This window comes from Colidextribacter sp. OB.20, assembly GCF_009911595.1.
GTDB lineage: Bacteria > Bacillota > Clostridia > Oscillospirales > Oscillospiraceae > Lawsonibacter.
The window spans coordinates 1-10,918 of sequence record NZ_QWKG01000097.1 but is presented as its reverse complement, the minus strand read 5'-3'; the positions used below and the strand labels follow the sequence as shown (position 1 = coordinate 10,918).

Annotated in this window: 12 protein-coding genes and 1 pseudogene; 7 read left to right on the top strand and 6 right to left on the bottom strand. The window is 46.6% G+C overall.

Annotated features, from left to right (window positions below; translation table 11 throughout):
* Window positions 1-36: 36 nt before the first annotated feature.
* The 5 genes from D1641_RS17700 to D1641_RS17680 all read right to left on the bottom strand — a co-directional run bounded on the left by D1641_RS17700 (window position 37) and on the right by D1641_RS17680 (window position 4,757).
* Window positions 37-513, bottom strand: coding sequence for a recombinase family protein (locus tag D1641_RS17700; RefSeq protein ID WP_243149464.1), 477 nt, complete (start codon window positions 511-513; stop codon window positions 37-39).
* A gap of 227 nt (window positions 514-740) precedes the next feature.
* A complete protein-coding gene (locus tag D1641_RS17695) occupies window positions 741-2,291 on the bottom strand; it encodes a reverse transcriptase/maturase family protein (protein ID WP_160668103.1) in 1,551 nt (516 codons plus the stop codon).
* A gap of 3 nt (window positions 2,292-2,294) precedes the next feature.
* Window positions 2,295-3,794 carry a hypothetical protein gene (locus D1641_RS17690; protein WP_160668101.1) on the bottom strand — a complete coding sequence of 500 codons (1,500 nt, stop codon included), beginning with the start codon at window positions 3,792-3,794 and terminating at the stop codon, window positions 2,295-2,297.
* A gap of 329 nt (window positions 3,795-4,123) precedes the next feature.
* Window positions 4,124-4,327 carry a helix-turn-helix domain-containing protein gene (locus D1641_RS17685; RefSeq protein WP_006355157.1) on the bottom strand — a complete coding sequence of 68 codons (204 nt, stop codon included), beginning with the start codon at window positions 4,325-4,327 and terminating at the stop codon, window positions 4,124-4,126.
* On the bottom strand, window positions 4,299-4,757 hold the full coding sequence (locus tag D1641_RS17680; RefSeq protein ID WP_160668099.1) for a sigma-70 family RNA polymerase sigma factor: 459 nt from the start codon (window positions 4,755-4,757) through the stop codon (window positions 4,299-4,301). The genes D1641_RS17685 and D1641_RS17680 overlap by 29 nt, the downstream gene beginning before the upstream one ends.
* Window positions 4,758-5,044: 287 nt before the next feature.
* Between D1641_RS17680 and D1641_RS17675 the strand changes: the two genes are divergently transcribed.
* The 7 genes from D1641_RS17675 to D1641_RS17645 all read left to right on the top strand — a co-directional run bounded on the left by D1641_RS17675 (window position 5,045) and on the right by D1641_RS17645 (window position 10,715).
* Window positions 5,045-5,950 carry a replication initiator protein A gene (locus tag D1641_RS17675; RefSeq protein WP_160668097.1) on the top strand — a complete coding sequence of 302 codons (906 nt, stop codon included), beginning with the start codon at window positions 5,045-5,047 and terminating at the stop codon, window positions 5,948-5,950.
* 454 nt (window positions 5,951-6,404) lie between these two features.
* Window positions 6,405-7,331, top strand: a complete 927-nt coding sequence (locus D1641_RS17670; RefSeq protein ID WP_160668095.1) for a copper amine oxidase N-terminal domain-containing protein — start codon at window positions 6,405-6,407, stop codon at window positions 7,329-7,331.
* Window positions 7,332-7,379: 48 nt separating this feature from the next.
* Complete coding sequence (locus D1641_RS17665; protein WP_347707470.1) at window positions 7,380-8,012, top strand: sigma-70 family RNA polymerase sigma factor; 633 nt, start codon at window positions 7,380-7,382, stop codon at window positions 8,010-8,012.
* On the top strand, window positions 7,996-8,631 hold the full coding sequence (locus tag D1641_RS17660) for a hypothetical protein (RefSeq protein ID WP_160668093.1): 636 nt from the start codon (window positions 7,996-7,998) through the stop codon (window positions 8,629-8,631). Before D1641_RS17665 ends, D1641_RS17660 begins: the two co-directional genes overlap by 17 nt.
* A 354-nt stretch (window positions 8,632-8,985) precedes the next feature.
* Window positions 8,986-9,411 (top strand): sigma-70 family RNA polymerase sigma factor, encoded by a 426-nt coding sequence (locus D1641_RS17655; RefSeq protein ID WP_160668090.1) that lies wholly within the window; start codon window positions 8,986-8,988, stop codon window positions 9,409-9,411.
* Entirely contained in the window at window positions 9,408-9,650 is a 243-nt protein-coding gene (locus D1641_RS17650; protein ID WP_160668088.1) for a helix-turn-helix domain-containing protein, read from the top strand. Before D1641_RS17655 ends, D1641_RS17650 begins: the two co-directional genes overlap by 4 nt.
* Before the next feature lie 738 nt (window positions 9,651-10,388).
* Window positions 10,389-10,715, top strand: a complete 327-nt coding sequence (locus D1641_RS17645; RefSeq protein WP_160668086.1) for a recombinase family protein — start codon at window positions 10,389-10,391, stop codon at window positions 10,713-10,715.
* Here the strand turns inward: D1641_RS17645 and D1641_RS17640 are convergent.
* Window positions 10,689-10,918, bottom strand: a pseudogene (locus tag D1641_RS17640) (hypothetical protein); the annotation flags it as partial. The gene D1641_RS17645 and the pseudogene D1641_RS17640 sit on opposite strands and share 27 nt — an antisense overlap.

The following is a 10,918-nucleotide window of genomic DNA, read 5'->3' as shown; positions in this document are numbered from 1 at the left end:
ATTCGATGATTCTTAAATCCAACCCGAACCGCCAGACTACATAAAACGTCTGGCGGTTCCGCATTTGACGCTTACGATTTTGCGGCTGGTGTCGGCAACGTACCACTCATTTATCACGTCCCGGAAGATAGACATAATATCAAATCCATTGGCGGTGTCCAGGTTGTCATTGGCGGCAATGAAGCGGACGTTGTACTCGTCAAAGGTGCGTTTGAGCAAGCCGACCTCCACCACGTCACGGCCTATTCTGCTCTGGTCTTTGACAATGACGGTAGCCACATTCCCGGCCCGTATCTCGTCCACCATAGCATCCAGGCCGGGCCGCTTGAAGGTCGTTCCCCGCACTCCGTCATCGGTGAAGTGGCGGACATTGGTGAAGCCATTTTTTCGGGCGTAGTCCTCCAAAATCCGTTTTTGATTTTCAACGGACACGCTCTCATCAGACCGCCCATCATCGTGGGATAACCTCTCGTACAATGCGGTGATTTTGCCCTTTTGTTCCTGTTTCCTCATGTGTGTAACCTCCTGTTTTGTATTTTCACGACCTTTCTATCCTTATTATAGTGACCCTTTCGGGTCCGTGACCACGAAGGAGGTCGGGTAGGAATCAGACGTGCATTGCATGAGGTGTGAGGTAGGCACCGCCGCGCCATACTGGTTTTCGCCAGCGGTCTCGGCGGAGCCGCCTCCAGAACCGGACTTACACGTCTCCGCGTATCCGGCTCCAAGCGCAATCACCGTCACGGTTCTTGAGCAAGTGTAGACTGATAGCAGTACGGGCACAGCGCCAGTGACTTCCGGCGCATATGCAGCATCAGGCGTTCCGCCTCGGTCTTGCCGGTGAGCTTTTTCAGGGCACGGACATGGTGCATACGAATATCATCCGTTTTGTTGCCGCAAAGTTCGCAGATACCGGCTTTCAGCCTGTTTGCCAGGGTATTTCTCCCATCATAGCGGACATATCGGGGGAGGGTGTCCTGCACGTTGTCATAACCCTTATCTTGTTTGCGAAACCCATCATGGTAAAATTCGCACAGCTTGGGGCCGGACTTTGTGACGTAGGGCACCCGGAACACACCGCCGCGCATATACTTTTTCTTGATTTTGCTGACGTTGGTGCGGTATTTTCCGGCATAGGTTTTCAGCATACTGTAGCGCATCATGTAGTAGAATTTGCTCAGTACGCCGACGTTTTCCGCGATACGATAGAAATTGTACAGGCCACGAATTTCCGAATTGTACTGTCTGACGATTTCAATATCCGTGCTGTTGAGCAGCTCGTTTCGGTGCATAGGCCGCCAGAAATCACGGCCCCGATTTTCGTCCCATTTGACCTGCATCACCCGAAGTTCATGCAGTTTGTTCTCCCATTTCTCATGGGGAACATAGAGGAACACCTTCCCATACCACGGACGCTTTAATGCGCCGTTCTTATCCCGTTTGGTTGCTTTATCCCGGACGACCCGAATGTCGTAGCCCAGGTAGCGCACCGCCTGGCTGGAATGAGTAACCTTTGTCTTTTCCTCGGAAAGAGTGAGCTTCAGCTTTTCGGACAGAAATTGCCGCAAATCCTCTTTAATGGATATTGCGTCCTGCTTCGAGCCGATTACTCCCACTACAAAGTCATCCGCGTAACGGTTATACTGTATCCGCTTAAAATCAGCGTCCAGCACATCGGCGTAGGGCGTGGACAGTTTCAGCTTTTGGGCCGATTTGAACTCCCGGACGGCCTCTTTGGAGTGGTCTCCCGTGTCCAGATTCTTCTTTGCCTTGCGGTAGCGTCTGGCAATCTTCTCATATTCCTTGCTGGCATTGCGTTTGAAGGGTTCCGTGTCAAAACGAGCCTTGTATTCCTCCATAAAGGCATCCAGTTCAGAGAGATAGATATTTGCCAGGATGGGGCTCATTCCGCTGCCCTGGGGCGTGCCGGAATAGGTTTTGTGGTATTCCCACTGTTCCATATATCCGGCTTTCAGGAATTTCCACATGAGGGACAGAAACGCTTCGTCCTTAATGCGCCGCCGCAAAATATCAATGAGAACGTGGTAGTCGAAACAATCAAAGCAAGCCTTGATGTCGCCCTCCACCATCCAGCGCACACCTGTGAAGGTATCCTTGATTTGGGACAGCGCCGTATGGCAGCTCCGCTTAGGACGGAAACCGTGGGACAGGTTAGTTTTACGGTGATAAGGAAGTATAGAAACTTTTTTATCATTAACGCCGACAAACAAAGTGCAAAAGAGGGAAGCAATCACTATAGTAAATATGTGATTTCTCCCCTCTTTTATCATTGACTATGCTTTTGAAGCAGAAATCTTATTATCATTTCTACAATCAATCAAAAATATAGCTTCATCAATCATATCTTCATATCCTGCGTCCTTAATTACCTGTTCAGAATACGCTTGTTCCTCTTCTGAAAAGAAAAATATTACAATTAAACTCCCATCTGCACAATTTGCCGCCTCATAAATTTTTACCTGTGTAAACACATGGGCTAATTTGGAATTACTTGCCAACTTAAACTCAATAATATTCTGATTAGCTTGTCCTTTTGAAATAATAAAATCGGTTTGTCCTCTTCCATTATTCGATTCTGCATCTACCTTGTAAGTTGTTCCGTACCAAACAAAGCGGATAAGCCTTTGCAAATCATTTTCTTGGGCTATCTGAACGCCTTTTACATATAAATTTTTATAGCCATCACAATCCTCAATAATATGCTTAAAAAATTTTAATCGTTGCTTTGCTTCCTCTCTTGCTGTCAACATTTCGTTTTGAGGATAATTTTTACTTTCAAAAAGTGCAATCAAACTTTTTGATGCAACAAACAATTTCTTTAATTGTGTATCTAATTCGTTCTGGCATTGCAAACGTATTTCATCAGTATCCGTTTCCCTTAATTTAATATAATAATCGTAAAGTTCTGGATATTCTTTTGCCACTTCTTGAAATGCCTGTTTTTCAATTTTTTCAATAGACCTTTCTTTTATTGGTCTTTTGTTTTTTCGCTGATTTTCTTCATATCTCCTAACAGCTAAACCAATGTAATTATTTACATAAGCCCGTAAGGAATCATTTTCTATCACTGTACGGATGCGGTCATAACTATTCAAAAAATCCTTTTTATTTATTGCTGGCTCGTCCTCTCTCAAAATATCATATGGAGTTAAAATGACATATTCTTTATTGTTTGCTTCATTGTAGATGTATGGCAGAATAAATTCTTTACTAACAAAACTTTCTGTATCATAGTTAAAATAAGCCTTTTCTACAGGAAATGTTTCAAGGAGCTCTTTTTTGATATATTTTAAGGCAAATGTTTCTGTATACTCACAAAGAAAACCTTTTATTAAATTTACAGTCAAATCACTGATTTTATCCTTTCCACTACCCTCATATAAAAGCATTACTTTTTCTATATGTGTGGATTTAGATATACTATGTGTATCTATCGCAAATGCTATATTATCATATAAAAAATTGGCGTATTTTTTCCCAAGGGCTAATCCTTTATTCCCATATAGCGAATATCCTAACCAGTTATTTGGAACTTCACTAAAGTTGAACCATGCGTCAATTTCTTTAGGGGTAAGCCCTTGTGCGGCTTTGGTATATAAAAAATAAAAATAATGAATAATATTATTATGCAATTCAGTATATCTCTCATTATTACTGTTAAAAATCAGCATAGGGTCAACAAATAATGGAACGTCACATATTAGAGAAATATCAACAGCACCATATGACTTTAATATTTCACTACTAACTTGGAATTTTTCTGTAAAAAACATTTTGTTCCCCCTCCGCTTATTAGATTACTGATATTATACTATACTTAGATATATCTTGTCGATAATATAAAAATTTTTGTTACGCAATAGAGCGCCGTTTTTGAAAGCAGGCATATAAAATCCTTACCCCGCCATTTCAACGCCCGCAAAGCCGCATAAATCAAGCGCAAAACAACCTCTACTGCGTAACAATCCCCATAATAAATTGAGGGCGAAAGCAGTCTGCTGATTTCGCCCTCTTGACTACCCACAAGCAAAGGCGGGAAAAGCTGTCAAGGGCGCGTAGCGCGAAGTTTACCCTTGACAGCTTTTCCTGTCTTTGCTACCTACTATCGGTCGAAGCGGAATTTCAATATGGCTTCAATCAGTTTTGCCTTTAATCTGTCCTGCGTATCGTCATTGATATGCCCCTTATACATAGACAGGTATTTGATGTATGCGGTATAGTGCCGCAATACTGCGTCTACCGCTTCCGGCTCTCCGGCAACGGCTTTTTCGATTACCTCAAAAGGTATCAGCTTTTTGTTCCTCATGTTTCAATTTCTCCCATTCTTTCCGCAACTGTTTCAGTGCAACATTTCTCCGACTGTTTATTGTACTTCTGCAACGCCTGTACAGTCTGCCGATTGCTTCATCACGATAGCCGATGAAGTAATAAAGCAACAAGACTTCCTGCCTTAATTGCGGCAATCTTGATAATGCCGTTGCTAACCGTTCATCATCAACGATAACTTCCTTTCCAAACACAAGAAATACAGTCGGCTTGTCCAGTTTTTCAAAGTAACTGTCCATAGCAGACGCTTCAAAATATCGTTCTGACATCAGATAGTCAAGGGATATTTCCCGTTCCGCTTTCCGCTTCAAATCTCGCCATGCGTTAATGGCTTCATGGCGCAGGACAACCTTGCAGAACGCGTTGAACGCATATTCGATATGTTCCATGAACTGTTCAGAATATCTCATTTTCACTCACCCCCTTTCTTCCCGGTAGGGGGCTATTACAACAAACGCCCATACAACATGAAGCGGTACAGACGTTTGGGTAATGTGAGTTATTAAGACATACTACATGATGTATGTATTCATATCCATAAGGTCAGTACGCATAAAGGACAAGACGAAAAACAACATATAATAAGGCAGTTACCGAAAAAGCAAACCTTTGTGACAAAATCAAACAGGCAAAAAAAGCACGATTTGACAATCAACGTCAATCGTGCTTTTTTCATTCTTGAAAAGGAGGGCACTCAATGCCGAGCGTAACTTTATCAGACTATTATTGCGGCGATGAAGAAATACGGTTTTCACACTTCCGCATCCCCCGCCAGCTTATCACCCATTCTCGCTTCAAGCCCCTGTCTGCGGACGCCAAGTTGTTATATGGTATGTTGCTAAATCGTATGAGCCTGTCCGCCAAAAATGACTGGCACGATAACTCCGGGCGGGTTTATATTTACTTCACTGTAAAAGAGGTTTGCGAGGTCATAGGCTGCGGGCGAAACAAGGCCATGCGGTTATTGGCAGAGTTGGATACCAGCAAAGGAATCGGCCTGATTGAGCGAATCAAACAGGGCCAGGGGAAGCCGGACAGGATTTTTGTCAAGCGAATCACTGTGCAGGAACATATGGAGGCACCCGATCAAGGCCCTGCCGCACCCATTTTGCCGACTGATTTTTCCGACGTGCAGAGGTCGGAAAAATCGACTTCAAGGCATCGGGAAAATCGACGTCTTGAGGTTTCAAAAGCAAACCCGAATTATACTGATAAAAACCAAACTGATTTTATTCATACTAATCAATCCATCTATCCCCCTACCCCCACCGCAAACCAGGCGGTAATGGATAGATACGAGCTAAGAGAGGAACCCAGGAAAAATAGTATGTCTTATGGGTTTTTACAGTTTTTCTACTGTTCAGCACGATGTTGGGGAAATGCGTCTCACGGTGAGACGCATTTCTTTTGTGGAAAAAACGCCGTTAAAAAAGGAATCATCTACCCAGCAACACCACAGCGGACAGCGCCGCCGAAAGGCGGTGCTGTCCGAGCAAGTATGTCATTTGGTAGCACACAAATGACCCTTGTTAGGGGGCGAAGCCCCCTTAAAACCCCCAGCCCGCAAGAAACAGAAATCGCCACCTTCATCCGGCAGACTTGACATTTGGTGAAAGAAACGCTGTAGCATGATAGAGCGGTACTATCCGGGGTATGCCCCCCTCAATAGAGCGGATTTTACACCACCGCCCTTTGTCCGTCAAGGCCAAGACAAGCCGCGCCGTCCGCAAGCGTCCGGCGCGGGCCTTGACAGCCAAAGGCCGCCGGTGCTTTTGGTAGCTAAGGGGGGCATACCCCAAAACCGGCTTGCGCCGGTTTTTCTGTTGTGGGCAATGCCAGCATTTCCTGAAAGTGCAGCAGTCATCGTCAGCCAAGAGCGGCGGGCGCTTGCGCGCCCAAGCAACCCCATAAATGCGTCTCACCGTGAGGTACATTAAAATATCCATACACCATTCAAAAAAATTTTTCAAAGCTGCAACATTTCCCCTCCCACATCTGTATATAGGGCAGAACGGCAAGTAAGCCGGTCAAAATAAAAATTCGGAGGTATTCTAATCATGAAAAAACTGATTGCTTCTGCCCTCTGCGCGGCGGTGGCGCTGTCCCTGTCCAATGTTGCTTTCGCAACGGCTCCTATGGTCACTACTCCGGCCACGGAGGAAATCTCGCCCACGGTCATCGCCCCCGCACCCGAAAATGACCCCCAGCCCGGTTACACCCTTCAGATCGATGGTGAGGACACCGGCGTGCGGGCTTGCATTATGGTGCCCTTGCGGGCCGCAGCCGAAAAGCTGGGCTTTACTGTTACTTGGAATGATGATGGAACTATTTTGCTGGACGATGGTATTATGCACAGCACAGTTACTATCGGCCAGGATCTGTATCAGGTGACCACCAGCGTGGAGGGCATGGTCGGGATGTCCGCTCCCTTTTCCCTTGGTATCCCGCCCTTTGTTACCGGCGGCACAACCTATGTTCCCCTGGGCCTGTTCGATGCGCTGCTGGGTAGCCAACAGGGTGCGGTGACTATGGAGGACGGTGTGATTTGTTTGGATACTGACCCTTTGAGCAAGGACAATAACGCACAAATCGCCAACCCCTTTGTAGATTGTGACACCTTGAACGAGGCCATCAAAATTACCGGGTTTGACCTCACTGTTCCCAGCACCATCAACAAGGCCACTGACCGATTGTACCGTGTTATGACCCTGGATGACAAGATGCTGGAGGTAATCTATCAGTCTGGTGAGGACGAGGCCGCTCGTATCCGTAAGGCCCCCGGAGCCGAGGACATCAGCGGTGACAACAACGAGTATGCTCAGGCCAATACCGTTTCCGTTGACGGTGCCGAGGTCACAATGCGCGGCAACAACGGCATGGTGTATCTTGCAATCTGGAATACTGGCGGATATACTTATTCCGTCAATGTCACCAATGGCATTTCCAGCAACGGCATGATGGCGCTGGTTTCGGAAATTCACTGAATAAGATGGGGATGGGCCTTCCGCCCGTCCCCATAGGAGGATTGCGCTGTGGAACTATGTCTTACCTGTAATCGCCCTGCCAAACTGCGGGTAATCGGATGGTTTTACAATTTGCTTTGCGCCGCTGTCCAAAATCTGCGGATGTGGTTTGCCGCAAAGCAGAACGGAACAATGCAGCAAGAGATCAGCCGTGCCGCCATCAACCAGCGGGCGGAGGAAATCTTGAATACCTATGGCAACAGTATTCTGCGCTATGCCTATACCTATCTTCACAACATGAGTGACGCGGAAGAAGTTTTGCAGGATACGCTGGTTCAGTTTTTGAAAACCGCCCCTGTTTTTGAAAGCCGAGAGCATGAAAAGGCGTGGCTCCTGCGTGTCGCCGGGAATTTGAGCAAAAACCGCCTTGCCTATAATTCGCTTCGAAGGACAGACGAATTGAATGACGAGCTAGTTGCCGAAAACCGAGAGGATTTGTCCTTCGTTTGGGACGCCGTCAAACTGCTGCCGGAGAATTACCGTGAGGCCATCCATCTGTTTTACTATGAGGGGTATTCCACAAAGCAGATCGCAAAACTGCTTGGAAAAAAAGAGGCGACTGTCCGCTCTGACCTGCGGCGGGGACGGGAAAGGCTGAAAGCGGTTCTCAAGGAGGCGTATGACTTTGAAGAAGCGGTATGATGAAGTGATGGACAGGATCGAAGTGACCCGTGAAATGCGGGAGCGTATTTTGAGCAATATTGAAAAGACAGATATTGGGGCCCCGCAAAAAAGCAAGGTAATCCCATTTCCCACCATGAAAAAATATATGTCTGCCGCCGCCTGTTTTGTCTTGCTGTTGGCCGGAGTATTTGTCGCCGGACATATGGCCGGTATCTTCCAGTCGGACGACCCACCTGTCCAGGTAGTAAATGGCATGGTTGAAGTTGATACGCTGGAGCAGTTAGCCGCCGCTGTCGGCTTTGAAATAGAGAAACTGGGCACATTTCCCTTTGAGGTGGAAACAACAACTTATATCTCCTATTGGGGGGAGATGGCGGAAGTCTCCTATACCGGCGAGGGGCAAACTTCCACATTCCGAAAGTCCAGGGGGACTGAAGATAACTCTGGGGATTTCAACACTTACTCTAATGTCAAGGAAATAAAGATTGGCTCACTGGCGGTAACATTAAAGGGAGATAGAGAGGCTTACATCTTGGCGATATGGTCAGCAAATGGGTACGCCTACTCGATTCGTTTGTCTGATGGAATTTCTGAATCCGGGTGGCATGATTTTATCTCAGGGGTGCTTGGGCCGTGAACATTGAATGTCAAAAGGTAATGCGGATTTGGGTTGACACTGAGCAAAAAATTGCGTCGTTCCATGAGTTTGACAACCATGATTGCATTTGTTTTCAGAATCAGGAGCATTTTAACTCTTATATTCTTGATTTGATGGAACACTGGTATCGGTTCATGTGATATTAGCGTATTAGTATACAGCGAAGATATACAGCTCAAACACGGGGCGGTATTTTTCAGCCTCGTGTTTTTTGCGCTCTTTTCACAGAATTTTCCGAAGAAATACGTCTCACGGTGAAACGCATTTCTCAAAAGGGGCCGCTGGATAACTTTCGGCTATGCGGATATTGACAAATAGAGAGGCAGATTTTCAATGACAAGATTTGAGCTGTTTAATGAGATCATGTTTGAAGCCTACTGCAAAAAGGCTGTCAGCAACGCCACAAAGAAAGAGTGTCAGAAAAAATCTAAACGGGGGCAGATGGAACAATCCCTTTCTGCGCTGACAGATGCCGCACTTTATAGTTTGGCGGCAGAGAGCGATGAAGCGGAACAGCCAGAGGAAACATGTCAGACATTCCACGTTCAAGGAGGGAATATCCCTGTTTATGATCCGAAGTTGTCCAAAGCGTTGTCCTACTTAATACCAAAAGACCGGGAAATCATTTTACTTTACTATTTCAAAGGGCTGAAATACACTCAAATTGCCCCGCTGGTACATATAAGCGCGTCCGCTGTTTCCCGGCGGAGCAGAGCCGCAACTAAACGGCTGCGGGAATTGATAGAGAACGCTCCATGAAGCGAGTACCTTTTAATATAATCCAGGCGGCAAAGAGATTTGACGCTGAAGCCGTCCAGTTTGTACTCCGGCACTTTGAGGGCTTTATCATAAGCTGCTGCCTATGCCGCTACGATGATGAATACGAAAGTACACGCTTCCATGTGGACGACGATCTGCATTATCAAGCGGAGATCGCGCTGTTCAGAGCTATCGACAGTTTTCAATTCAGAGAGCCGCCCGATGATTTTATGCCATAGCCGATAAATGCGTCTCACGGTGGAACGCATTTTTAGAAAATTGTCGTTTTCTAAAATTTTTTGGGAAGTTTTATCCGTTTCTGCGAATAATGAGCAAAATCCGATTTTCACGGATATTAAGGGATAGAAGCAGATATTTCCGTTTGGCAGGAGTACGCCGTAAATGTCAGGACGCACCCTGCGGGCCAGTACAACTGAATAGGGCAATCAGATACATTCTGTATGCGCGGAGCCGGGCGGCGGGTACGCAGGGATGATCCCCCGCGAAAGGAGGACGGACACCGGGAGGACGGAGCGAACACAGCTAGCGCCGAGAAGTTGCTGCGGCACAGCAGCGGGCGACGAACCGTATACAGGTATTATGATACTTGCGTCGGCTATGCGTCACAGCGTAGGACGCCCCGCCACGGGAATGGGGGGAGGCACGATAAATCCTATGGAGCGGCCCTGCCAGCCGCCGTCTGATCCCGCCTTGTTTCTCTAATCGTGAACAATGAAATACAGAACCGCCGACCAGCGCGAAATTTGTCGTTAATACGTCTCACCGTGAGACGCATTTTTTATGAAAAAATTTGCCCGCAAGGGAGCTGCCGTTTCTGAAAAACGAAGTGTTTACTTGACAAAGGAATAGTACATAAACCCTGCTGAATTTGTCGAATATTTGACACTTTTCTTGATATTTCGTATAATGTAAGTGTCACAAGGCCAGAAACGGTAACTGCCGGATTGGAGACTCAAATGATTAGACAGTCAGGCAATTTGAATGAAAAATGGACGGCCCTCTACGTCCGGCTCTCCCGCGACGATGAGAACGAGGGGGATAGCAACAGCATAGCACACCAGATCGAAATCCTCACCAGGTATTGTCAAGACCGTGAAATTTCCAGCTATAAGGTTTACAAAGACGACGGATGGAGCGGTACAAATTTCAAACGTCCCGGCTTTATGGAAATGATGGCCGACATTGAGGCGGGACTTGTCAGTATGGTGGTAGTCAAGGATATGTCCCGGTTTGGCAGGAATTATCTGGAAGTGGGGTTATATACAGATCAGGTGATACCCTAAAACGCCGCCGGGCTTTCCCCAGCGGCGCTTGGTCTCCTGCATATCCTGATAGGCGCTCTCCAGATCACAGTTGATGGCCGTCTCCAAAACGGAGCGGCCGTCCGGCAGGGCGTTTTTATCTGTCCGGCCAATGTAATCCAGCACAGCGGCCATGTCGGTTTTTTCATGGTTCAGCACATAGTCCACACAATGGTCCAGTCGGG

Coding starts and splice junctions, on each gene's coding strand:
- D1641_RS17700 (WP_243149464.1), bottom strand. CDS start 513: ATGAGGAAACAGGAACAAAAGGGCAAAATCACCGCATTGTACGAGAGG.
- D1641_RS17695 (WP_160668103.1), bottom strand. CDS start 2,291: ATGATAAAAGAGGGGAGAAATCACATATTTACTATAGTGATTGCTTCC.
- D1641_RS17690 (WP_160668101.1), bottom strand. CDS start 3,794: ATGTTTTTTACAGAAAAATTCCAAGTTAGTAGTGAAATATTAAAGTCA.
- D1641_RS17685 (WP_006355157.1), bottom strand. CDS start 4,327: ATGAGGAACAAAAAGCTGATACCTTTTGAGGTAATCGAAAAAGCCGTT.
- D1641_RS17680 (WP_160668099.1), bottom strand. CDS start 4,757: ATGAGATATTCTGAACAGTTCATGGAACATATCGAATATGCGTTCAAC.
- D1641_RS17675 (WP_160668097.1), top strand. CDS start 5,045: ATGCCGAGCGTAACTTTATCAGACTATTATTGCGGCGATGAAGAAATA.
- D1641_RS17670 (WP_160668095.1), top strand. CDS start 6,405: ATGAAAAAACTGATTGCTTCTGCCCTCTGCGCGGCGGTGGCGCTGTCC.
- D1641_RS17655 (WP_160668090.1), top strand. CDS start 8,986: ATGACAAGATTTGAGCTGTTTAATGAGATCATGTTTGAAGCCTACTGC.
- D1641_RS17650 (WP_160668088.1), top strand. CDS start 9,408: ATGAAGCGAGTACCTTTTAATATAATCCAGGCGGCAAAGAGATTTGAC.
- D1641_RS17645 (WP_160668086.1), top strand. CDS start 10,389: ATGATTAGACAGTCAGGCAATTTGAATGAAAAATGGACGGCCCTCTAC.